At 58.3% G+C, this 23,343-nt stretch carries 19 protein-coding genes, 1 tRNA gene and 4 pseudogenes; 9 read left to right on the top strand and 15 right to left on the bottom strand.

Annotated features, from left to right (window positions below):
• Window positions 1–1,617: lipase family protein (locus F0169_RS26175; protein ID WP_152748030.1), on the top strand; the 1,617-nt coding region annotated here is incomplete at its 5' end.
• A 188-nt stretch (window positions 1,618–1,805) separates the two neighbouring features.
• Here the strand turns inward: F0169_RS26175 and F0169_RS26165 are convergent.
• Entirely contained in the window at window positions 1,806–2,729 is a 924-nt protein-coding gene (locus tag F0169_RS26165; protein ID WP_152748029.1) for a LysR family transcriptional regulator, read from the bottom strand.
• A gap of 106 nt (window positions 2,730–2,835) precedes the next feature.
• Here F0169_RS26165 and F0169_RS26160 point away from each other — a divergent pair, with 106 nt between their 5' ends.
• A complete protein-coding gene (locus F0169_RS26160) occupies window positions 2,836–3,819 on the top strand; it encodes an aldo/keto reductase (protein WP_152748028.1) in 984 nt (327 codons plus the stop codon).
• A 31-nt stretch (window positions 3,820–3,850) separates the two neighbouring features.
• On the opposite strand, the gene F0169_RS26155 is transcribed toward F0169_RS26160, so the two are convergent.
• Window positions 3,851–4,861, bottom strand: coding sequence for an aldo/keto reductase (locus tag F0169_RS26155; RefSeq protein WP_152748027.1), 1,011 nt, complete (start codon window positions 4,859–4,861; stop codon window positions 3,851–3,853).
• Window positions 4,862–4,953: 92 nt separating this feature from the next.
• Window positions 4,954–5,862, bottom strand: a complete 909-nt coding sequence (locus tag F0169_RS26150; protein ID WP_152748026.1) for a LysR family transcriptional regulator — start codon at window positions 5,860–5,862, stop codon at window positions 4,954–4,956.
• Between the two features lie 165 nt (window positions 5,863–6,027).
• Between F0169_RS26150 and F0169_RS26145 the strand changes: the two genes are divergently transcribed.
• On the top strand, window positions 6,028–6,801 hold the full coding sequence (locus tag F0169_RS26145; protein WP_152748025.1) for a carboxymuconolactone decarboxylase family protein: 774 nt from the start codon (window positions 6,028–6,030) through the stop codon (window positions 6,799–6,801).
• Between the two features lie 36 nt (window positions 6,802–6,837).
• Here the strand turns inward: F0169_RS26145 and F0169_RS26140 are convergent.
• Window positions 6,838–7,443 (bottom strand): annotated as a pseudogene (locus F0169_RS26140) (oxidoreductase); the annotation flags it as partial.
• Between the two features lie 92 nt (window positions 7,444–7,535).
• Here F0169_RS26140 and F0169_RS26135 point away from each other — a divergent pair.
• On the top strand, window positions 7,536–8,438 hold the full coding sequence (locus tag F0169_RS26135; protein WP_172979563.1) for an acyltransferase family protein: 903 nt from the start codon (window positions 7,536–7,538) through the stop codon (window positions 8,436–8,438).
• 131 nt (window positions 8,439–8,569) lie between these two features.
• Window positions 8,570–8,902: a hypothetical protein gene (locus F0169_RS26130; RefSeq protein ID WP_058415457.1), complete on the top strand. Its 333-nt coding sequence runs from the start codon at window positions 8,570–8,572 to the stop codon at window positions 8,900–8,902.
• 933 nt (window positions 8,903–9,835) lie between these two features.
• On the opposite strand, the gene F0169_RS26120 is transcribed toward F0169_RS26130, so the two are convergent.
• Complete coding sequence (locus tag F0169_RS26120) at window positions 9,836–10,264, bottom strand: hypothetical protein (protein ID WP_152748022.1); 429 nt, start codon at window positions 10,262–10,264, stop codon at window positions 9,836–9,838.
• The gene (locus tag F0169_RS28215; protein ID WP_341869116.1) at window positions 10,242–11,252 is read right to left on the bottom strand and encodes a polymorphic toxin type 44 domain-containing protein; all 1,011 of its coding nucleotides are present in this window, start codon (window positions 11,250–11,252) and stop codon (window positions 10,242–10,244) included. The genes F0169_RS26120 and F0169_RS28215 overlap by 23 nt, the downstream gene beginning before the upstream one ends.
• 243 nt (window positions 11,253–11,495) lie before the next feature.
• Between F0169_RS28215 and F0169_RS27990 the strand changes: the two are divergent.
• Window positions 11,496–11,615, top strand: a pseudogene (locus F0169_RS27990) (integrase); the annotation flags it as partial.
• 149 nt (window positions 11,616–11,764) lie between these two features.
• On the opposite strand, the gene F0169_RS26105 reads toward F0169_RS27990, so the two are convergent.
• Window positions 11,765–11,855: transfer RNA gene (locus F0169_RS26105), tRNA-Ser, on the bottom strand.
• 152 nt (window positions 11,856–12,007) lie between these two features.
• Between F0169_RS26105 and F0169_RS26100 the strand changes: the two genes are divergently transcribed.
• Window positions 12,008–12,679, top strand: a complete 672-nt coding sequence (locus tag F0169_RS26100) for a Bax inhibitor-1/YccA family protein (RefSeq protein ID WP_058415459.1) — start codon at window positions 12,008–12,010, stop codon at window positions 12,677–12,679.
• 70 nt (window positions 12,680–12,749) lie between these two features.
• On the opposite strand, the pseudogene murB reads toward F0169_RS26100, so the two are convergent.
• The 8 genes and pseudogenes from murB to F0169_RS26060 all read right to left on the bottom strand — a co-directional run bounded on the left by murB (window position 12,750) and on the right by F0169_RS26060 (window position 19,606).
• A pseudogene (gene murB / locus F0169_RS26095) lies at window positions 12,750–13,770 on the bottom strand (UDP-N-acetylmuramate dehydrogenase).
• The gene (locus F0169_RS26090) at window positions 13,767–14,231 is read right to left on the bottom strand and encodes a low molecular weight protein-tyrosine-phosphatase (RefSeq protein ID WP_152748021.1); all 465 of its coding nucleotides are present in this window, start codon (window positions 14,229–14,231) and stop codon (window positions 13,767–13,769) included. The pseudogene murB and the gene F0169_RS26090 overlap by 4 nt, the downstream one beginning before the upstream one ends.
• On the bottom strand, window positions 14,231–14,995 hold the full coding sequence (gene kdsB, locus F0169_RS26085; protein ID WP_152748020.1) for a 3-deoxy-manno-octulosonate cytidylyltransferase: 765 nt from the start codon (window positions 14,993–14,995) through the stop codon (window positions 14,231–14,233). The genes F0169_RS26090 and kdsB overlap by 1 nt, the downstream gene beginning before the upstream one ends.
• Window positions 14,992–15,177 (bottom strand): Trm112 family protein, encoded by a 186-nt coding sequence (locus F0169_RS26080; protein ID WP_003174668.1) that lies wholly within the window; start codon window positions 15,175–15,177, stop codon window positions 14,992–14,994. The genes kdsB and F0169_RS26080 overlap by 4 nt, the downstream gene beginning before the upstream one ends.
• Before the next feature lie 24 nt (window positions 15,178–15,201).
• A pseudogene (gene lpxK, locus F0169_RS26075) lies at window positions 15,202–16,211 on the bottom strand (tetraacyldisaccharide 4'-kinase).
• Complete coding sequence (locus F0169_RS26070) at window positions 16,211–16,639, bottom strand: ExbD/TolR family protein (RefSeq protein WP_099239487.1); 429 nt, start codon at window positions 16,637–16,639, stop codon at window positions 16,211–16,213. Before F0169_RS26070 ends, lpxK begins: the two are co-directional and overlap by 1 nt.
• The gene (locus F0169_RS26065; RefSeq protein WP_099239489.1) at window positions 16,636–17,271 is read right to left on the bottom strand and encodes a MotA/TolQ/ExbB proton channel family protein; all 636 of its coding nucleotides are present in this window, start codon (window positions 17,269–17,271) and stop codon (window positions 16,636–16,638) included. The genes F0169_RS26070 and F0169_RS26065 overlap by 4 nt, the downstream gene beginning before the upstream one ends.
• Before the next feature lie 109 nt (window positions 17,272–17,380).
• Window positions 17,381–19,606, bottom strand: a complete 2,226-nt coding sequence (locus F0169_RS26060) for a DNA internalization-related competence protein ComEC/Rec2 (protein WP_152748019.1) — start codon at window positions 19,604–19,606, stop codon at window positions 17,381–17,383.
• Between the two features lie 135 nt (window positions 19,607–19,741).
• Here F0169_RS26060 and F0169_RS26055 point away from each other — a divergent pair, with 135 nt between their 5' ends.
• Complete coding sequence (locus tag F0169_RS26055; protein ID WP_058415467.1) at window positions 19,742–20,257, top strand: DUF2062 domain-containing protein; 516 nt, start codon at window positions 19,742–19,744, stop codon at window positions 20,255–20,257.
• A gap of 238 nt (window positions 20,258–20,495) precedes the next feature.
• Window positions 20,496–23,249, top strand: a complete 2,754-nt coding sequence (locus F0169_RS26050; RefSeq protein ID WP_172979562.1) for a response regulator — start codon at window positions 20,496–20,498, stop codon at window positions 23,247–23,249.
• Window positions 23,250–23,343 lie beyond the last annotated feature (94 nt).

Below are 23,343 nucleotides of genomic sequence, written 5' to 3'. Positions count from 1 at the left end.
CAGGTGCGCCCCCTGCGTGCACTCAGGCCCATGCTCTCAACCGACAATGCCTTCAGCGCACTCAACCTGTACCAGCTCGCAATCATGTCGAACCTGAGCTATAACGATTTCGGCCAAAAACCCGCCAAAGAACCTGTGGACACCGTGAGCTTTCCACTCGAACCCAGTGTGGGTAACTTTTTTGGTGAAGCGCTTCCCAACTATCGAGAAAGCTGGAAGGTAGACAGTTCGCAGTCGCCGGTTCACCGTTTCTACCCACTGTATGAGGAAGTTCCTTACTCGAAGCACTTTGAGATTTTACCGTTCGACCCCACCCTATATGAGCAAAACAAGCCGAGCGACATTCAGGAACATCCTGCCAATCTGCATTTTTTTGATGACACCAGCGAGTACTGGCTAAGCGGCAAGAGCACGCAAGCGTTTATCACGCATCATGATGAGGTGGTGTTGATCGCTATCCGTGGAACGTTGGAATTATCAGATTGGTGGCGTGACGCGGATGCGGCACAAGTTCCTTTCAGCGAGGGTAAAGGCAACGTACATCATGGCTTTTACGATGCGTATAAGGCGTTGAAGACGTTTGTTCAGAACTATTTGGATAGGTTTCATATCGGCCAAAAAATCATTATCAGCGGCCACAGCCTGGGCGGCGCGATTGCACTACTACTGGCTGAAGCACTGCGATCTGACGAAACCTTGAACTACGACGTTCTCCTCTACACCTACGGATCGCCGCGTGTAGGTGATGCCACATTCGTCGCCGCTGCCGAGCCGCTGACGCACCACCGCATGGTCAACAACAATGACATGATCCCCGGCGTACCCGCACCGTGGATGAACGCACGGCGAAGCATTTGGATTACCGGGCTTGCGGGACTTTTTATTACCAACCCGGTGTTAGGTATTTTGATTTTCGTCGCAGGCCTGGTTCGGGTGGGTGGCGCGCCTTATGAGCATCACGGCACGTTGCATCACTTTATGCCGGTGAACTTCAACGAAAAGCAACTTTCGTCGATTCTCTGGAACCCGGGGTGTGACTCCATTGAAGAGGCCGCGTGTACGCGTGCGCTGGCCAAGGACGGCGACCTGCCGTTTCGGGGTGGTTTTATCGATCAGGCCATGAGTCTCGCTGATCACAGTATACCGGGGGCCTATATCCCGTTTTCCTGGGCGACCTTTAGACGCTGGCAACAAACCGAGGAAACCAAGGGCACGGTGGTGACTAAACGTGAATACGATGTGGTGGCGTCGGCACTGACGACCATGCGCAGCAAGGTGTACGACCAACGCAAGCGAACAATGGACACGCTGCGCTATTGCAACAACGACCCCGAGTACCTGCAAACGGTGACCGAGTTGTCCGGCGAGTATTACAAGCTGCAAGATTCACTGCAGCGGCTTGAACGATTACGCGTGCGCGCACTGAGGCGGGTGGATGTTTACGGCAGCGCCGCGCACTCGCCCAACCTGGAAGCCGCTCTGCAACGCTGGAAGGGCCAGCGGGAGAACACACTGCAGGTGCAAATTGCGATGATTCCCGAGCCGGACGATGTCGCTTCGATGTTCGCCTCCCGCAGCGGTGGGCCATATACATTCGACATCGATTCGATTACTTAGCGGGCGTGACGCGCGGACAATCGGTCGCGAATTCTCGCCATGATCGTTCCCATGCTCTGCGTGGCAATGCTGCCTCAGACGCTCTGAGTCCAGCTATAGAGGAAACTCTCGATGCCCGTGAAATGTGACGTGGAGCGTCACGGGACGCATTCCCGCGCAGAGCGTGGGAACGATCAATCAGCTGTGGATCAGCATGTGCCGGGAATGTTTATTTCCTGGCTACGCGCCCATTCGCGTAGCGCCTCGACGAACATTCGCAAGGCCATCGGTGGATGCCGGTTAGCGGGATAGTAAAGACAGGCGCCTGAATAGTACGGCCCCCAATCCGGCAACAGATGCACCAGACGACCGGCCTGCAAGTGGTCTTCAACCTGGTGTTCCGGCAGCCACGCAATGCCGATGCCAGCCAGCGCCGCCTCCGTCATCAAATTGAGGTTATCCATCGTCATCGGTCCATCGACATCGATGCTGGCTGACCTGCCGAGGTGATCCAGGTCCCAGCGAAACAGCGTGCCGCTGGCGAAGCGGAACCGGATGCATCGATGCGCTTTTAGGTCGTGGGGTGCCATTGGCGCCGGGTGCCGACTCAGGTAGGCGGGAGAAGCCACTGCGGCAAATCGCACATCCGCGCCGAAGCGCACCGCGATCATGTCGCGCGGCACGTCGTCATACAGGCGAATACCTGCATCGAAACCATCAGCGACAATATCCACCAGGCGGCTATCGGCCACGCACTCGATATGGATCTGCGGATTGTCCTGAAGAAATTGCGGCATCACGTGACGGAGCAGAGGTTTGAATGACGACTCGGATGCGCTCAGGCGGATCAGGCCCGAGGGCGTATTGCGCTCTGAGGTGACGTCGTTAACCGCACATTCGAGTTCGCCCAACAGCGGCTGCACGCGCAAAAAAAGTTGCTCACCCGCCTCGGTCAAGGCGACCGAGCGCGTGGTGCGGTTGAACAGGCGCAGTTGCAGGCGCGATTCAAGCCCGCGCATGGAATGGCTAAGCGCAGAGGCGGACACACCCAGAATCTTGGCCGCGCCGCTGAAACTGCGTTGCTCAGCGATAGCGACAAATGCGGTCAACTCGGGTAGGCCGGCGCGGATCATTGGTGAATTTTCCTCAGGTACTCATGAAGCGATGTGCCAATTGTTGAGCAATGCACAGGAATCTAAAGTGTACCTGTGCATTACAACTTTGCGAAGGAGACGAAAGATGCTGAAACGTCAGCTCGGCAGAAGCGGTTTGGAAGTGTCCTCTATAGGCTTGGGCTGCATGGGCCTGAGTTTCGCGTATGGCCCCGCCCTGGAGCGTAAAGCAGCGATTTCGCTGCTCCGTAGCGCTTTCGACAAGGGCGTGAATTTCTTCGACAGCGCCGAGGCGTATGGCCCGTACACCAACGAAGAACTGCTGGGCGAAGCATTGGCGCCTATCCGCGATCAGGTGGTTATCGCAACCAAATTCGGTTTCAAAAATGGCCTGACGGCTGAAGGCCTCGACAGCCGCCCCGAGACCATCAAAGCCGTGGTCGAAGCCTCGCTGAAGCGGCTCAAGACTGACCGCATCGAGCTGCTCTACCAGCACCGCATTGACCCGCAGGTTCCGATTGAGGAGGTTGTAGGGGCGGTAAAGCAACTGGTCGAAGCAGGCAAAGTGCTGCACTTTGGCATGTCGGAAGCCGGGCCTGAGGCTATCCGCCGCGCGCACGCCGTGCTGCCCGTTGCCGCGCTGCAAAGTGAGTATTCGTTATGGTGGCGTGAGCCTGAAGAGGCGATTCTGCCGGTACTGGAAGAACTCGGAATCGGCTTCGTTCCATTCAGCCCGCTGGGCAAGGGGTTTTTGACCGGCGCCATCGACGCCGACACGAAATTTGCGCACGACGACTTCCGTAATCTGGTGCCGCGTTTCACCGAAGAAAACCGCAAGGCCAATGCGAAGCTGGTCGAGGTGCTCGGTCAAATCGCCGAGGGTAAAGGCGCAACCCGTGCGCAGGTTGCCTTGGCATGGCTGTTGGCGCAAAAACCCTGGATCGTGCCGATTCCAGGCACCACCAAGCTGAATCGACTGGAAGAGAATATCGGTGCCGCCAGCCTCGTTCTGAACAACGCCGATCTGGCTGCCATCGCAACGCAACTGGAGCAGATCAAGGTTGCGGGTGATCGCTACCCTGCGCACTTGCAGGAGAGGGTTAACCGCTGACGCGAACGCCCTCCCCTTGGCCTTAGTGCGCTCAGCTGACTTTGCGCCCTTCGACCGGGTAGCCCGGGTCGGTGAAACCGTGGGTCGACGCATGGCCCGGCACCACCAGGCTGTCGACCCGTTTTTCGTCATCCGGCCCCAGCTCCAGCCCTAACGCTTGCAGGTAGCTGTCCCAGTGAGCCTCAGTGCGAGGGCCGGCGATCGCCGCACTGATCAGCTGATTCTTGAGTACCCAAGCGATGGCAAACGCGACTGACGTGGTGCCGCGATCGGCCGCATGCTGGGCGATGGTTTGCGCAATTTTCAACGACTCAGGGCGCCATTCGGTCTGCTGGATACGCTTGTCACCGCGCCCTGCGCGCGTGTCAGCCGGCGGCGGCGCGTCCACCGGGTACTTGCCGCTGAGCACACCGCGTGCGAGCGGGCTGTAAGGGACTACGCCAAGGCCATAGTGACCGGCGACTGGCAGTTGCTCGACTTCAGCAATACGGTTGACGATGTTGTACAACGGTTGGCTGACGGTCGGCCGCTGGATGCCCAACGAATCGGCGATGCGCACCATCTCGGCGATTTTCCAGCCGTGGAAGTTGGACGCGCCGTAATAACGAATCTTGCCCTGGCGAATCAGGTCGTCGATTGCACGCAAGCCCTCTTCCATCGGCGCATCGCTCAGGGTGCGGTGGAAATACAGGATGTCGATGTAGTCGGTGCCCAGACGTTTCAGGCTGGCCTCGACGTTCTGCATGATCCACTTGCGTGACTGGCCCTGTTGATTCGGGCCAGCCTCAGCCGACGAGGGGTAGCCGAACTTGGTCGCCAGCACCCAGTTATCACGCTGCGCTGCAATGGCGCGCCCCACCACCTCTTCAGAGCGCCCGCCGTGATAAGCGTCTGCGGTGTCAATGAAGTTGACGCCGGCGGCACCGGCCTTGTCGATGATGCGCTGGCTGGTGGCTTCGTCGGTCTCGCCGCCGAACATCATTGCGCCCAGGCACAAAGGCGACACTTTCAAGGCACTGCGGCCCAGATAACGGTAATTCATCATTAACCCTCAACCGCGTTTAAAAGATCGATTGATCCTAGACCGATTGGCTGGGGTGATTAAGGCGCAAAAAAAGGATACGGCCATGAGGCTCACTCATGAATGGTGGGTGCCGTGTAGCGCAGAGCCTCCACTACCAGCGCCAGCGCGCGTGACGACTGCCGTCGGCTCGGGTAGTAGATGTGCAAACCCGCAAAGGTCGGAAACCACGCTTCCAGCACCCAGCACAAGCGCCCGGCGGCAACGTGTGCCTTAACCAGATCTTCAGGCAGATACGCCACACCGCAGCCATCCAACGCCGCCGCGAGCATCGGGTACGTGCCATTGAACGTCAGTTGGCCGTGCACCCGAACCTGTAACTCACGCTCACCGTTGGCCAACTCCCATGGGTAGCAACCGCCGTGCGTGGGCAGCCTGAGATTGATGCAGTTGTGCGCGGCCAAGTCGTTCGGCTCCCGAGGCGCCGGGTGCGTTTGCAGATACGCAGGCGATGCAACCATCGCCATGCGCAGGTCGGGGCCGATTCGAACGGCAATCATGTCTTGGGCAACCTGGTTGCCCAAGCGCACGCCCATGTCATAGCGCTCGGCGACAATATCGGTCAGGCCATAGTCGGTGGTGATTTCGATGTTGATATCGGGGTAGCGCGGCATAAAATCCCCCAGGCGCGGCCACAGCACTGCGTTTGCCGCGTAGTCGGTGGCCGAGATGCGCAGTGTGCCGCGCGGCGAATCGCGCAGCTCGACCACTTCGGCAAGGTCGGCCTCAATCTCGTCGAAGCGCGGCGCGAGCTTGTTGAAGAGCTGCTCGCCGGCTTCGGTTGGCGCCACGCTGCGCGTGGTTCGCGTCAGCAAACGCACGCCCAGCCGGGCTTCAAGCGCGCGAATGGTGTGGCTCAGCGCCGACTGCGACACACCGAGCTGTGCAGCCGCACGGGTAAAGCTGCATTCGCGCGCCACCGCCACAAATGCCAGAAGGTCGCCGTATCCTTCGCGCGCCATTGATGAACCTCATTCATAAACTGATCGCTGTAAGCCTACATCAGATCACACTGCATTGATGAGCCGAACTCATGACGCCATGCAGGTTATGCCTCTTAATCAATAGGTCGTGGTTGCCTACCATGGGCAGGTCTATTCGTTTCGACACGCCAATGGGGACACTCGATGAAAATGCTCCGCGCGACCACCTTCGCCACCCTCCTCTTCGCCGCTGCCGTGGACGCCGACCAGGGGCAGCCGCGGCCTGATCCAAAGCCGTCACCGGACGTGCTCGAAGTCACCCCACAGCTTTACGCCTACACCACCGAATTGCTGTTCGGCGAAGTGTGGAAACGCACAGAGCTGACACCGCGAGACCGCAGTCTGATCACCTTGTCTGCGCTGATCGCCAGCGGCCAGACCCCGCAACTCACCGGGCACATCAAACTGGGGCTCGACAATGGCCTCAAGCCCAGTGAGATCAGCGCATTGATTACCCACTTGGCGTTCTACGCCGGCTGGCCCAACGCAATGTCGGCGGCCGGCGTGGCCAAGCAAGCGTTCAGCGAGCGAAAGATCCCCGCCGAGCAGATTTCGCCACCCGCTGGCGCCGCGCTGACACTTGACCCAGACAGCGAAGTAAAACGCCGCGCCGCCGTCGAAGCCGGGGTTGCCGAGGTCGCGCCGGAGCTCGCGCGCTACACCAATGACGTGTTGTTCGGTGACCTTTGGCGACAAAGCACCCTCAGTGCGCGTGACCGCAGCCTGGTCACCGTCGCCGCGCTTATCGCCCAAGGCCAGGCGGCGCAGTTGCCGTTCCACCTCGACCGCGCCATGGACAACGGCCTCAGCCAAGCCCAGGCCGCCGAGGTGGTGACGCACTTGGCGTTCTATGTGGGTTGGCCGAAGGCGATGTCGGCGGTGCCGGTACTCAAGGAAGTCTTCGCTTCGCGCGCGTGAGGTAAAGGCACGTTGAGCAATCGTGAATTCAGCTCACAGGCTACCGAACGCCACCACGTCAATCCGGCCTTGCGCCCGGCGCTCAAGCGCCATCTGCAGGTCATAGTTGTTGTTGCTGATAAACGCCCCTTCGAACTGCGCGCTCAGCTCGTCCAGGTCCACCCCTTCAGGCACGGTGAGCGAGGTGGCGATGGCGCGCTTGTACTGCTCGATGATGCCGGGCATCTCGGCTGTCTCCAGCGCACGCGTCATCGACACCTCGACAAAAGCCTTGTCGGTGTAAGTGCTGCCATCGGCTTTGATCGCCGATGAAGCGACTGGGGCTTCACCATTCGGCTGCAATTGGGTGCTGGAAAAACGGCCGACGTGCCAGAGCTGGCTGACGATTTTGCCGCCCGCCGCGTGCACCGCATCTGTCATTTTTTTCCAGCCTGCGACCTGTGCGTCAGTCCAGATGCCAGGCGTCATCGCGTAACCACGACCTTGAGCAGAAATGTTAGTGGCTTCGGCGATAATCAGGCCGGCGCTGGCTCGCTGGGCGTAGTACGTAGCGTGCAATTCGTTGGGTACGCCGTCGTCGGCCATCCGGCTGCGTGTCACCTGGGCCATCACCATACGGTTGGCCAACTGCAGGGCGCCCATCTGCGTAGGCGAAAAAAGAGCGGGAAAAGTGTGCGGGTCGGTTCTAGCGGTATAGATAGAGTAGGATGCCGCCCATAAGAAAAGGAATCTGCGTGCCTCAAATAAATTCGATAAAGCTAACCCGCTATCCTGGTTTTGATTTAGTTAGACTACTTTTAGCGTTAGAAGTTGTTGTCGCGCATGTGTGGCCGGTGATTGATCCAACGGTAGGCTGGCCAGGCTTTATAATGGCCGTCCCCGCCTTTCTTGCAGTCAGTGGTTTTCTTTTACTTAAAAGCTACGCCACCTCAGGATCATGGGTCATCTTCACAAAAAAACGCGCACTACGCATATTTCCAGCACTTGTCACGTCATTCGTATTAGGTTTTTTACTGTTTGACCGGACGTTCGTTGAAGCGTCTTTTATAAAATGGATTTCCGGTGGACTGTACGACTTCCCGGGCCTTGCCAACGCACCCGTGTGGTCATTGGCGTGGGAGGAATTGGCCTATTTATGCCTGGCCCTGCTCTGGACGGTTGGCGCTTATAAAAAACCAATCTTCATCTGGGCGCTCCTCGCCGTGTCATCAGCCCTCTCAGCGTACGTGGTCCATTCCGGGCTTAGCCCACTCACACAAATACTCTCATTTCTCGCGCCGGCTTTTTTTGTCGGGAATCTAACGTACATTTACAGCCTCATACTTTTAAAATTAGGCAATATTTTGCCTTGGCTGTTTTTTATTGGCATCTGTTGGTGGGGCACGTCTTCACCCCCCATACTTCAAGCCTTCGCTACCGTATGGGCAGGCATGGCGGGTCGACAGGTGTTGCCTGTTCGCATTCCGGATATAAGTTATGGCATTTATATATACCATATGCCGGTGTTGCTATATCTCACCGTCGTGTGTGGCGTAACCTCTGCAGTCACGCTTATCACGCTAATGGTTGCTATACTTATTCCGCTGTGCCTAGCGAGTTGGTACCTGATCGAAAAGCCATTTTTACGACTGAAATAAAAGGCACAACAGAGAGGGCAAACCGCTTAAGCCGAGCTACCCTGTCGAGGCAGTGAGCGCGCACGACCGTAGCGTGGGTGTAGTGGTGCGGGCATTGCAGAATTGATGCAAGACTCAAAATGGAGCTAACAATGAAATACAGGATATTCGCCCTCTGCATACTTGCGTGCGCACCAGCATTTGCCGACGAACAAGCACTGTCAGTGCCGTCTGACTCAAAAGCCCACTATAGCGTCCTGCAAAAGGACGCCTCAGGCAATCAGCGCACGATTACCACCAAGCGCGAAGGCCCCAGCGGGGTCAGTTACTCGAAGCGCCTCTACAACTGCTCGCAAAGTACGGTCAAGTACTTGGGCAGTGGCGACACGATCAAACAGATGAAGGCCTCGAAACCAGATGCGCTTATGGCGACAATCGTACCGGGCTCGATCGCTTATTACGTCGGGGCTGAAGCCTGTCGGTGATTAAACTCAATTTGAGACGTGCAGACGCCGCGCGCTGGCGCGAATGATCAACACGCAAGGACAGCCCGCCACTAAGCGGGCTTTGCTTTGCCTGCGGTTTATTGCGCAGTAGCCGAGGCTTGCGGTTGCAATGCAAGTGGGAGCATTACGGCGTTCAGCTTTCCAGTAGCGTCATCAGGCAGCGTGTACATGGCGCCTGTCAGCGGGTCGACGATTAGCATGCCGATCAAGCCGCCAATCAGCAGATTCCCCAGTACCAGCCACTCACTGTGGATTTCAGAGGAACAGTCGTTTCTGTATAGCCGTCCTTCTGGAAGTGATGGGATGTAGGGCGCCTTTGGCAAATCGCTGAAAGTGTCAAATGGGCATTGAGAGGCATAGATTGACGGCTGGTTTGCCCCAATTTGCCCCCGGAACCGAACGCTCATTGAGCACCTGGACAATCGTCTTCAGGTCAGGGCAATCCGCTCCGACGTTCTATTGCGTAACTGCCTTGCTGGAAGTAGCATTGATTCCCTTCCAAGGTGTAAGTCCGACAACCCTCACAAAGGCGCGTAAGGGCAGATCTTCATCTACTCCAGAGCGATCTCTGGTAGTTTTGAATCAACTGGGAACTCAACGTCAAAAACTGATTTGGGTACCGGCTCATGCTAAAGCACTTTGCGGTTTGTTTAAGTATCGTTGCTACATCTCCACAGCTTCGCCCCCCTTATATCCCATATCTTTTCCATTCCAGTCTTATCTGTCGCCATACTGGTATGGGTATTTCGCAGCTCGTAGCCATTGTATTAGAAATATAAAAGCATAGTAGCCCAACAGCACCCAACTTAATACAGATATAAAAAAATAACCAAAAGTGCTTTACTTATAACTCCGCTAAGATTCAAAGCAAAAAAAACACCGGCGTTGGCCGGCGTTTTTTTGTATATCTAGCTATGGGACTGTAGCATCAAGATCGAAGCCTACTGTACGAATTTCGCCTTTGATTTTGAATAGTGATATGCTATGAAACTCATAAACGGTATCGTTAGTTTTTAACATAACTCTATCCCCCACGACCTTCTTGACAGCATTATCACTCTTTGCAACAAGAAAAGGAGTGCTATTTTTTGTCTTTTTCAGAGCCACCTCTTCGCTTGGCTGAATCTCCATGAGAAAATACCGATATACATCTCCATTGGTGGCCCCGCCGGAGTCATACAACACTTCATAAATGGCACCACCCTCAGCAACTTTGGTGACTGAAACAACTTTACTAGGATCTGGCCTGAAGGGTGAGGACACATAAATATATAACGCCTGCGCCAAACAAACAATCAACAAACCCCACACCTGCCATTTAATAACCTTTTGATTTTGCATAATCTATCCCAAATTTAATCCAAACTTGGTCAACAGGGTCATCACCGTAGGGCGCTCCTGCCCACCACTCACCAAATTCCTTAGAGGATGTTCCTGCTACAGTTTGTGCAGCGCCCGCCCCTCTTAGAAGAACTTGCTCTGGAATCCCCGCGGCGGTCCCTACGGCTCCATAATTAAAATTTCCGAAATCTGCATACTGGCGTCCTTGTTGTTTGTAGTCCCAAAGCCCTTTATTTCGGACTTTCATATAGAACCACGTGTACATAAAAGCAGAGCCACTACTAGAATAATAGCTGTCTTGTGCTTTTGTCTCTTGTAAATTTCCATCCAGCGACACCCCTGGTGGAGCGATCGGATACTGGTTAAGTCGAACCTTCTCCCTAGCTTCGTTAACAAATCTAATTGGCTCTTGAAGCTTCTGCTTTAAAGCATTCAAATAATCGATTTCACGACTGCTATATTTTGCAGCATACGCAGCCGCCAGTGATGCGTACCATTCTTTATAGTTCTTATCTGGAGGATAATTCGTCTTACTGCCGCTGATCGCGTCAGTGATGAAGCGGCTCGTTGGATAGCCAAAAAAATCATGACCGTAGTAATACTTATCAGCAATTTCTTTCTGAGCAGTGTAAGCCTGTGTTTTCTGAACAATAAGAGCGTCAATCGAATGAGTATGCCTTTCGATCTTTTCGACTCCGCTCTCAGAGCTTCCTGCACTCTGCTCTATTGAATTAATGCTTTGCGCGATAGCCGCTGGCATGGACTGAAGATTCGCTGCAAAAGCTGTCTCTTGATCCCTAACATTTTGGGCAATGATTGGTGGGTACGTATTAAGTACGTAAGTACGCGTGGCAACATTAATTAGCTGCCCCGTGTGACTGTGTGAAAAATCACTGTCCAGCCCCCCACCTCCGAATGCCTGAGGTTCATATTTATTAATAACGTTGATTTCAATTTCTGGAAGATAAATTGTGTCGCCATTTGGCATAGTGATTTCCTTTTCGCTAGGTCCAGTATAAGTGCGCTGTAGATCTCAGTAAAATGGACGGTTTATTCTTCCGTCACCTTACTGCTCTCTGACGAACGGCTTCGGGTTTCCGAGTTTCCGGCTTCTGTGAAAGCTCAACGGACAAAATCCCGGTTTGTGCGCCTTTGAGCACATCGCATTAATACTGTACATTCATCCAGTTATGACATGCAACAAATAATGCATTTATGCATAAACTGATCAATTGGAGGGTTTCAGTTTCGTGACATTCGGCCCAACGCCGCATCGGAAATCGTCGATATCGGAGACGCGAGTCTACTGCTGGGCCGTAGCAAACAGGAGACCACCAAGCGGGTTTACTGACCGATTGGCGCCACCGCTAAATCATCCAAATGGGTAAAGTTTCGGGCCTCCTACCCAAAGGTTTCGAAACCCCTCTCAAAAACCGCCGTTTCCCACCCAAACCCCAGAAACGCAAAAGCCCCGCTTTCGCGGGGCTCTCGTGTAAATCTTGGCGGGAAACCAGGGATTCGAACCCTGGGAACGCTATTAACGTTCGCCGGTTTTCAAGACCGGTGCATTCAACCACTCTGCCAATTTCCCTTTTGCATCACAGGATTATAGTAGACCTTCCTGCCTCAGCGGGCGCCATAATACCCGAATGAAACACACTGTCAAACTCTCGCCATCGCTTGTTACAGAGCGTCTGTTATGATCTTTGCGACTGAACGTTTCAAAACTGAAGGAGTGTCGCCATGCGCGAACAGAATTACGCAGTGAATGGCAACGCGCAGGCTGAGCAGCTTGAAGTCAGCCGCGTCTTGCGCAATACCTATGGCTTGCTCGCCCTTACGCTCGCATTCAGCGGCGTGATGGCGTTCGTGGCGCAGCAAATGCGCGTTGGCTACCCGAATATCTTTGTCGTGTTGATCGGCTTCTACGGTCTGTTTTTCCTGACCAACAAGCTGCGTGACTCGGCGTGGGGCTTGGTGTCGGCGTTTGCCTTGACCGGTTTCATGGGCTTTATCCTCGGCCCTATCCTTAACCGTTACCTCGGCATGGCCGGCGGCGCGGAAGTGGTCAGCTCGGCGTTCGCGATGACGGCACTGGTGTTTGGTGGTCTGTCGGCTTACGTGCTGATCAGCCGCAAGGACATGAGCTTCCTGGGTGGTTTCATCACCGCAGGTTTCTTTGTGTTGCTGGCGGCAGTGGTTGCGGGCATGTTCTTCCAGATCAGCGGCCTGCAGTTGGCGATCAGCGCAGGTTTTGTGCTGTTCTCCTCTGTGTGCATCCTGTTCCAGACCAGCGCGATCATCCACGGCGGTGAGCGTAACTACATCATGGCGACCGTTAGCCTGTATGTATCGATCTACAACCTGTTTATCAGCCTGTTGCAGATCTTCGGCATCATGAGCCGCGATGACTGATTGTTAGTGCTATAAAAAATGCCCCGTATCGAAAGATACGGGGCATTTTTGTTTTCGCGCGGTTGCAGGCTCAGTACTGGTTGGGTTCCATTTCCAGAGTCACCTTGAAGCGTTGAGCAATATCCTGCTGGATACGCAGCGCCAGGTTGGCAATATCCTGCCCGGTGGCGGCGCCATAGTTGACCAGCACCAGTGCTTGCATTTTGTGCACGCCCGCATCGCCTTCACGAAAGCCTTTCCAGCCTGCCTTGTCGATCAGCCAACCGGCGGCAAGCTTCATTTGCCCGTCAGGCTGCGGGTACGCCACCAGGTCGGGATACTTCGCCTGTAGTTCTGCGGCCAACGCCTTGGACACCAGCGGGTTTTTGAAGAAGCTGCCTGCATTACCCAACTCAGCCGGGTCCCGGCAATTTTTCGCGACGAATGCTGCAAATGGCGCGGCTGACATCGCTGGGCGTCGCCTCAGTGATGCCCTGCCCGGCCAGGCGCTGTTGCACGGGGCCGTAGTCGAGTTTCAAGTGGCTGACGCGGCTCAAGGCAAAACGCACGCGCAGGATCAGCCAGCGCCCGGTTTCGTGCTTGAATACACTGTCGCGGTAGGCGAAGTTGCATTCTGCCAGGCTGAAGTCGCGCAGTTCGCCGGTTTGACGATCCAACGCCGTCAGGCCGGCAAACACATCCTTGATCTCCACGCCGTAAGCGCCAATGTTCTGCATCGGCGCGGCGCCGACGGTGCCGGGGATCAGGCTGAGGTTTTCCAAACCGCAAAAACCGTGTTCCAGGGTCCACAGCACAAAGGGGTGCCAGGCTTCGCCCGCTTCAGCCTCGACTACCACGTGCAGGCCATCATCCTGGAGCACTCGAATGCCTTGGGTGGCCATGCGCAACACCAACGCCTGTATGTCTTGGGTCAACAGCAAATTGCTGCCACCGCCGATCACCAGCAGCGGCAACGCTTGGGCGGCGGCGTAGGCCAAGGCTTCGCGCACCTCGGCGTCGCTGCGCGCCTCTGCGAACCATTGGGCGCGTACGTCGATGCCAAAGCTGTTGAATGGCTTGAGCGATACCTGCGCAAGCACGTGTAGGCTCATAACCGCCCCTTCAATTCGATCACCAACAGGTCACATGCACGCTCGATCAGATCAAGCACCCGTTCAAAGCCTTGTTCGCCTTCGTAGTAAGGGTCTGGCACTTCTTCCACTTCGCCGTCGTAGCGGCGCAGGAACACGTCCAGCTCCGCCTTGCCTTGCGCCGGCTGCAAGGCCTTGAGGTTGCGCAGGTTGCTGTGGTCCATGGCGAGGATCAGGTCATAACGCGCAAAGTCAGCACGAGAGACCTGTTGGGCACGTTGCGCCGACAGGTCATAACCGCGCACCCGTGCCGCACGTTGGCTGCGCTGGTCCGGCGGGTTACCGACGTGCCATTCGCCCGTCCCGGCTGACGCTACTTCGACTTGGCCGGCCAGCCCCGCTTCACGCAACTTATGCCGCAGGACGCCCTCGGCAGTCGGCGAGCGACAGATATTGCCCAAGCAGACAAACAAAACCTCCATCAGGCCCCCAGAACGCGACGGACGCGCTCGAGGTCTTCCTGAGTGTCAACACCTGCTGGGGGCGCTTCGAGGGCGTCGCCTACGTGGATGCGCACGCCGTGCCACAGGGCACGCAGTTGCTCCAGCGACTCAGTGCTTTCCAGCCAGCACGGGCCCCAACTGACGAAATCATGCAGGAAGCCGGCGCGGTAGGCGTAGATGCCGATGTGGCGGCGGTACGGCACACCCTCCGGAAATACGTCGGGGTGCTTGGCGAAGGCGTCTCGCGCCCAAGGCAGGATCGAGCGGCTGAACGTCAGCGCCAGGCCATTGATGTCGCTGACCACTTTCACCACGCTGCGGTTGAACAGCGTGTCGATGTCTTCGATTGGCTCAGCCAACGTCGCCATACGCGCTTCGCCATGCGCCGCCAGGTTGGCGGCCACTTGGTCGATCACGCTCGGCGGGATCAACGGCTCGTCGCCCTGCACATTGACCACGATTGCATCGGGCGCCAGGCCCAACTGCGTGGCGACTTCGGCCAGGCGGTCGGTGCCGGAGTTGTGGTCTTCGCGGGTCAGCACCGCTTCGGCACCAAAAACCTTGCAGGCTTCGATGATGCGCGGGTCATCGGTGGCAACTACAACGCGCTCTGCGCTGCTTTTGCAGGCCTGCTCCCACACCAGCTGGATCATCGGCTTGTTGCCGATCAAGTGCAGCGGTTTGCCCGGCAGGCGGGTCGACGCGTAACGCGAAGGAATAATAACGGTAAAGGCGTTGGTCATTTATCCAGGCGCTCATCGGTGGTCAGGGTACGGGCTTCGCTCTCCAGCATCACCGGGATGCCATCACGGATCGGGTAAGCCAGGCCGGCGCCCTTGCTGATCAGCTCGGTTTTGTCGGCGCTGAGCTTGAGCGGGCCTTTGCAGATCGGGCAAGCGAGAATATCGAGCAGTTTGGTGTCCATGAGTGTTTCCTGGAAAAAAGCGATTTAAGGCAAACGTCGGGCGGGCAGCAAGCGCATCAGTTGCGTGTCGAACCAGGCGACAAACGCGGGCGACGGCAGCGCATCCACCGCAAGGTACCACCAGTCGGGCTGGGCAAAGGCGCGGCACTTCACCGCGTCCTTTTCGGTCATGACCAGCGGCAATGACGGGGCAAAATTCAGGACCTGCGCGCTGTACGGCGCGTGGTCGGCAAAAGCATGCGGTATTGGCTGCCAGTGTAGCGTTTCAAGGGTATGGAAGAAACGATTCGGGTTGCCGATACCGGCGACCGCATGCACCGGCTGGCCAACCGGAAAATAGTCGACCGGCTGGCGCTCACCGGTGCTCAGGTTAACCAATGCCGCGGGGACCAGTCGAAAAGCAAAACCGCCTTCGGGATCAGAGCCTGCGCCGTTGTAAAGCAGCGCATCGACGCTTTGCAGGCGTTCCACCGGCTCGCGTAACGGCCCGGCGGGCAGGCAACGGCGGTTGCCGAGGCCGCGCGCGGCGTCGATCAGCACCAACTCAAGGTCACGCGCCAAACGGTAATGCTGCAAGCCGTCATCGGAAAGGATCAAGTCCAGCGGCTCGCTGCCAGCAGCGCCTTTACTGCGCGACCGCGATCAGGGTCAATCATCAACGGAACGCCGCAGCGCTGCACGATCAGCAATGGCTCATCACCCGCAATCCCGGCGCTATGGCTGGCCTCGACTCGCCACGGCAACTGCGGCGGTTTGGCGCCGTAGCCACGGCTGACAACGCCGACGCGCAAGCCACTGCGACGACAGTGCTCGATCAGCCACAGAATTAAGGGGGTCTTGCCGGTGCCGCCCACCGTAATATTGCCAACCACCACCACCGGCACGGGCGATTGATAGATCTCGCCCTCGCCCGCCAGGAAGCGCGCACGTTTGCGCTGCACCACTCGGCGGTACAGCGATTCGAGCGGGCGCAGCAGCGCGAGTGCCGGATGGCCCTTGTACCAGGCGTTGACCAAACGATCAGACAGGGCCATCAGGGCTGCGCCGCCGCCTCAACGGTGGTCATGCGCAAGTGGCTGAAACCCAGCTTGCCGGCCGCGTCCATCGCGGTGATCACGGCTTGGTGCTGGGTTTTGCCATCGGCGCTGATGGAGAGCGGCATGTTGGTATCGCCGCCGGACTCTTTCTGCAGCGCCTCCATGAGGCTGGTGAGGTCGTTTTTCTCGAGCAACTGGTTATTCACCGAAAACACCCCATCGGCACTGATGGCAACGTCCAGTTGTTTGACTTCCTGGTCCTCGGCTGGCGAGCCGCTCACCGCTTCCGGCAAGTCGACACGCAGCTGGGTTTGCCGGGTAAAGGTGGTGGTGACGACAAAAAACAGCAGCAGGATGAACACCACGTCGATCAGCGACGCAAGGTTGATGTCGACATTTTCCCGTCGCTTGCGGCGAAATTTCACACTCGGCCCTCGACGAAATCTACATCACGATCGCCCTGCACCACTTCCACCAACTTGATCGCTTCTTGCTCCATACCGACCACCAACTCGTCGATACGCCGCTGCAGGAAACGGTGGAAAAATACCGAGGGAATGCCGACCATCAAGCCCGCCGCCGTGGTAATCAGCGCCTTGGAAATACCGCCTGCGAGGACGGCGGCGTTGGTGGTCATGCCCGAGCCCATGAACGAGCTGAAAATATCAATCATGCCCAGCACCGTACCCAGCAGGCCGAGCAACGGCGCCATCGCGGCAATGGTGCCAAGCGCGTTGATATAGCGCTCCATTTCATGGATGACGCGAGCGGCAGCCTCTTCAATGCACTCCTTCATGATCTCGCGACCATGCTTGGAGTTGGCGAGGCCGGCGGCCAGAATTTCACCCAACGGTGAATCGGCGCGCAGCTCCTTGAGCTTTTCCTTGTCCAACTGCTTGTTCTTGATCCAGCCCCACACCTGCCCCAGCAGGTGTTCAGGGGTGATGCGGCTGGCGCGCAGGGTCCACAGGCGTTCGGCTACGATGCCGAGTGCGGCGATGGAGCTCATGATGATCGGCAACATCATCCAGCCGCCGGATTTGACCAATTCCCACACAGTGAATGTCCCCTCGAAAAAGTGCGCCACTTTACCATATAGGTTCGCCAGCGGGGCTCGTCGGCCACACACCCGCGCGTGGCGGGCCTTGGCCTTTGGTAACGCGCGATTACGGTAACGCTTCGCGCCAGAAACGTCGTTGACTTCGCGCAACCTCAGGCGGCCTGAAGGCCCCCAGTTGCAGGCGAATGGCACCCTGCTCGGCGCTGTCATAGACCCGGCTGCCGACGGCCTGATAACGCGCCTTCACTTGCGGATGCGGGTGACCAAAGGCGTTGCCACGGCCGCGGGAAATCAACACCGACTTGGGCGCCAGGCCTTGTACAAAAGCCTCGGAAGAAGAGCTGCGGCTGCCATGGTGGGGGGCTTGCAGCCAATCGGTGGGCACTGCCAGGGGTGAGTCGAGCAGCGCGCGTTCCGCCGCGCGGTCAATATCACCGGTCAGCAGCAAGCGCTCGCCATTGGCCTGCACCTGCAACACGCAGGACTTCGGATTGCTGCTGGTGGCGCCAGGCCACTGCCACAGCTCAAATGCCACGCCATCCCACTCCCATTGTTCACCGCTGATGCACGGCTGGGTGCCCAGAAATACCGGCAGCCCTTGGGTTTCTCCGCCCACCACCCGTTTTACCGCAAGCGCACGCGCAACAGCCGCCGCGCCGCCGGCATGATCGGCGTGGGCATGGCTGATGACCATCATGTCCAGCGCGCCCACCCCGAGTTTTCTCAACGATGGCAATACCACGCGCGCGCCGAGATCAAAGTCCCCGGAGCGCGGCCCAGCGTCGTAGAGCAATGTGTGATGACGCGTGCGCAGAATCAACGCCAGGCCTTGGCCGACGTCCAGCTGCACCACCTCCACCTGCCCGTGCGGCACCAACTCTCGCGGTGGGTAGAGCGCGAGCAACAGCATTGGCCAGCCCAGCAGCCGAAACGGCACGCCTTTGGGCAACAGCAATAACACCGCGCCCGCCAGACTCACCCACCAATAACCGATAGGCACCTGCGCCGGTATCCAGGCCGGGCGTTGCTCGGCCAGCAGCGCCAAGCCGCGAAACAGCCCATCCAGCGCCCCGCCAGCCAGCCACAGCAAGCCCTCCCCGACAAAAGGCACGGCCAGCAACGCGGTCCCCAGCAGTGCCAGCGGCAACACCACCAAGCTGATCCACGGCACGGCAAACAGATTGGCAACCGGCGCAGTGAGGCTGATCGGCAAGCCGAGCACCAGCAATACCGGAAACAAGCCGATGGCAATCAGCCATTGCGGGCGCGCCCAGACTTGCCACAGGTTCCACGGCCCCAGGCGCCCGCTGAACGTCAGCAGCAGAACCGCGACGGCGGCAAATGACAGCCAGAACCCAGGTTGCAAACTGGCCAACGGCTCAAGCATCAGCACCCCATTGAGTGCCAACAATAACGGCCACCACACGCCCAAGTGCCGAAAGCGCAAACGCCACAGCAATACCAGCCCGGCCATCACACACGCTCGCTGTACCGGCACGCCGAATCCCGCCAGCAAGCCGTAACCCAGCGCTGCGGCGAACGCCAGGCCGCACGCCCACGGCAGCCACGGCAAGGCCCGCGGCCAAAAACCATAACGCGCCAGCCCCGCCACCAACCCATAGATCAAACCCGCCAGCAAACCGATGTGTTGGCCGGAAATCACCAGCAGATGCACCGTGCCGGTGTCTTGTAGAATCTGCCAATCCTCAACACTCAGCCCCGAACCGTCGCCCAGCACCAGCGCTGCCAAACCCGCCTCACGGCCTTGAGCATCCAGCGCTTGCAGGCGTTGCCGCACGCTGTCGCGCCACGCGTTGCGGGCCGGCGCCAGGCGCTGGCCGTCTTTCACCGAGCCGGTTGCGCCAATGCGCTGGGCCAGCAGCCATGCCTCGTGATCAAAGCCATGAAAATTAAGCAACCCTGACGGCCGCTTCAATGTGATTGCAAGGCGCCAACGCTCGCCGCTGTGTACCGGCGGGCCACCATGCCAGGACACGCGGATACGCTTGGGTAATCGAGCGTTGCGCGACCAACCGTCGGATAACTCAAAACGTACCCCGGTGCTTGTCTGTTGCGGTAACCCGATAACTCGGCCTTCTACCCAGCGCGTTTGACCGTCCAGCGCAAGCGTGAGGCGATCGTCCAGGGCCCCTTGCGCGCTCAGGCACGCCCAACTCAAGCCCAGCAGGAAGAACGCCACGGGGTAAGTGCGAAACGGCAACAGCATCAATGCCAGTACCAACAGGGCCAGCAGCCAACCCGTAGGCGGCAGCGCCGGTAAAAATCGCAGCGACAATAAGCCAAGCCCGAGCGCGAACATCCCAGTTCTCATGAATCATCCCTTTCAAGTGATCCACTCAGTCTTAGTCGAACGCCGAGCACGGCCTATGATGTTTTGTCACAAAGTCTGAATTTTCTGTTTATGGAATGCGGGCATACTTGCCCCTCGAACTGACCTGGACCCCTTATGCCCCGGCGCCTATTCAAGCGGTACATGCCCGATCCCGTGAGTATCAGGGAACACAAGTCCTTACGATTTCTCGGCACGCTGCTGCATGACCCTAACCTTTGGCACCTGAACCGGCACTCGGTGGCACGCGCGATGGCGGTAGGTTTGTTCGCGGCCTTTATCCCCATTCCATTGCAGATGTTGTTGGCGGCGATTCTCGCGATTACCGTGCGCGGCAATATGCCCATCGCCATCAGCTTGGTGTGGCTGACCAACCCGATCACCATGCCGGTGGTATTTTTCTGCACCTACCTGACCGGCGCCTGGCTGATGAATGTGCCGCCGCGCAGCCTGCCCGACAACCTGACCTGGGAATGGATCAGCGGCCAGTTAAGTACACTGTGGCAGCCGTTCCTGTTGGGTTCGGTGGTGTTGGGGCTGGTGTTAGGCGCGCTGGCCTATTGCCTGACCATGGGCTACTGGCGCTGGTGGGTCGCGCACCAATGGAACAAGCGCAAACAGCGCCGTGCTTGAGCAATAACCGGCCAACAAACGCGGTCGCGTCCGCGTGTTGTGTGCACACAAGCAACCTCGCCGCCGCTGCACGCCATTGAGCGCAATGCTCAAACGCAAGCCGATTTGAATGCCCCAACATTGCCATATGTCATTAATTTGCGAGATTCCAGACCCCGCAAATGGCTACACTGCGCAGGTGGCGCGGGCCGGATGCCTGCGTGAGTCATTGACATCAATGTGGTAGCAGGAGAGTGGCGTGCTTAGAAGAATGGGGATAAAAGGCCGCGTACTGTTGCTGACCTTGTTACCGACCAGCCTGATGGCCCTGTTGTTGGGGGGCTATTTCACCTGGATGCAGCTGTCGGAGCTGCAAAGCCAGTTGCTGCAACGCGGCGAAATGATTGCAGAGCAATTGGCGCCGCTGGTGGCCCCGGCCTTGAGCAGCAAAAACACCGATTTGCTGGAACGAATCGCCACCCAATCGCTGGATCAGCAGGACGTACGCGCGGTGTCGTTCCTGGCGCCGGATCGCTCGCCGCTGGCCCACGCCGGCCCGACGATGCTCAACCAACAGCCGGTCGGCAACAGTTCCCACTTGCTGCAACGCACCGGCAATGACGCCACACGCTACCTGCTGCCGGTCTTTGGCCGCCATCGCAACCTCGCCGGTGAACTGATCCCCGACGAAGCCGACCGCCTGCTGGGCTGGGTCGAGCTGGAACTGTCGCACAATGGCATGCTGCTGCGCGGTTATCGCAGCCTGTTCGCCAGCCTGATGTTGATCGCGATTGGCTTGATGTGCACCGCCGCCCTGGCGCTGCGGATCAGCCGCACGATCAACGCGCCGATTGGCCTGATCAAACAGGCCGTGGCCCAGCTCAAGGACGGCAACCTGGAAACCCGCTTGCCGCCGCTGGGCAGCCAAGAGCTGGACCAATTGGCCTCGGGCATCAATCGCATGGCCGGCACCTTGCAAAATGCCCAGGAGGAGCTGCAACACAGCATTGATCAGGCCACTGAAGACGTGCGCCAAAACCTCGAAACCATCGAGATCCAGAACATCGAGCTGGACCTGGCGCGCAAGGAAGCGCTGGAGGCAAGCCGTATCAAGTCGGAGTTCCTGGCCAACATGAGCCATGAAATCCGCACCCCGCTCAACGGCATCCTCGGCTTTACCCACTTGCTGCAAAAAAGCGAGCTGTCACCGCGTCAGCTGGATTACTTGGGCACCATCGAAAAGTCCGCCGACAACCTGCTGGGCATCATCAACGAAATCCTCGATTTTTCGAAAATCGAAGCCGGCAAGCTGGTCCTCGACAGCGTGCCTTTCAACTTGCGCGACCTGCTGCAAGACACCCTGACCATCCTGGCCCCGGCCGCGCATGCCAAACAGTTGGAACTGGTCAGCCTGGTGTATCGCGACACCCCACTGGCGCTGGTCGGCGACCCGCTGCGCCTCAGGCAGATCCTCACCAACCTGATCAGCAATGCGATCAAATTCACCCGCGAAGGCACCATCGTGGCCCGCGCGATGGTCGAGGACGAACAGGAAGACAGCGTACAACTGCGCATCAGCGTGCAGGACACCGGCATCGGCCTGTCCAATCAGGATGTGCGCGCGCTGTTCCAGGCGTTCAGCCAGGCTGACAACTCGCTGTCGCGCCAACCCGGAGGCACTGGCCTGGGCCTGGTGATCTCCAAGCGGCTGATCGAGCAAATGGGCGGTGAAATCGGCGTAGACAGCACGCCGGGCGAAGGTTCGGAGTTCTGGATCAGCCTGAATTTGCCGAAAACCCGCGACGACGTCGAAGACCTGCCCTGCGCGCCGCTGCTGGGTCGCCGCGTGGCGGTGCTGGAGAACCACGAACTGGCGCGCCAGGCCCTGCAACACCAGTTGGAAGACTGCGGCCTGGAAGTCACGCCGTTCAACACCCTCGAAAGCCTGACCAACGGCATCACCAGCGCGCATCAGACAGAGCAGGCGATTGACCTCGCCGTGCTCGGCGTGACCGCTAACGATATTCCGCCCGAACGCCTCAACCAGCACCTGTGGGACCTTGAACACCTGGGCTGCAAGGTACTGGTGTTGTGCCCGACCACCGAACAGATGCTGTTCAACCAATCGGTGCCCAACCCCAACAGCCAATTGCAAGCCAAGCCTGCGTGTACGCGCAAACTGCGCCGCGCCCTCGCCGACCTGATCAGCCCGCGCCCGTTGCGCAACGAGCCCGGCGAGCCGCTGGGCAGCCGCGCACCGCGTGTACTGTGCGTGGACGACAACCCGGCGAACCTGCTGCTGGTGCAAACCCTGCTCGAAGACATGGGCGCCAAGGTGCATGCGGTGGAAAGCGGCTACGCCGCCATCGACGCGGTCAAACAGGAGACCTTCGACCTGGTATTGATGGACGTACAAATGCCTGGCATGGACGGCCGCCAAAGCACCGAAGCGATCCGCCAATGGGAAAGCGAGCGCCACGGCACGCCACTGCCGGTAGTCGCCCTTACGGCCCACGCCATGGCCAACGAAAAACGCGCCCTGCTGCAAAGCGGCATGGACGACTACCTGACCAAACCCATCAGCGAACGGCAACTGGCGCAAGTGGTGTTGAAGTGGACCGGGCTTGCGCTGCGCAATCAGGGGCCGGAACGTACCCACGAAGGTTTGGGCAACGGGGTGCAACTGCTGGTGCTGGACCACGAGGAAGGCCTGCGCCTGGCCGCCAACAAGACCGACTTGGCGGCGGACATGCTCGCCATGCTGCTGGCCTCTCTGGAAGCCGACCGCCAGGCGATAAACGTCGCCCGCGAAGCGAATGACAACAACGCGCTGATCGAACGCGTGCACCGCCTGCACGGCGCCACCCGCTATTGCGGCGTACCGCAATTGCGCGCCGCTTGCCATCGCGCAGAAACACTGCTCAAGCAAAACGACGGCAAAGCCATGGCGGCGCTGGACGAACTGGACATGGCGATTGCCCGGTTGGCCCGAGAAGCGCGCGTCAGCGTTTGAACGTCGTAACGTTAAACTTTGTGGGAGCGGGCTTGCTCGCGATGCAGTCACCTCGGACCATCAGGCACACCGCGTTGAGGCCATCGCGAGCAAG

This window comes from Pseudomonas kitaguniensis (genome assembly GCF_009296165.1).
Classification (GTDB): domain Bacteria; phylum Pseudomonadota; class Gammaproteobacteria; order Pseudomonadales; family Pseudomonadaceae; genus Aquipseudomonas; species Aquipseudomonas kitaguniensis.
Note: the sequence above shows the minus strand (reverse complement) of the source record. Positions and strands in the feature narration are given on the sequence as shown.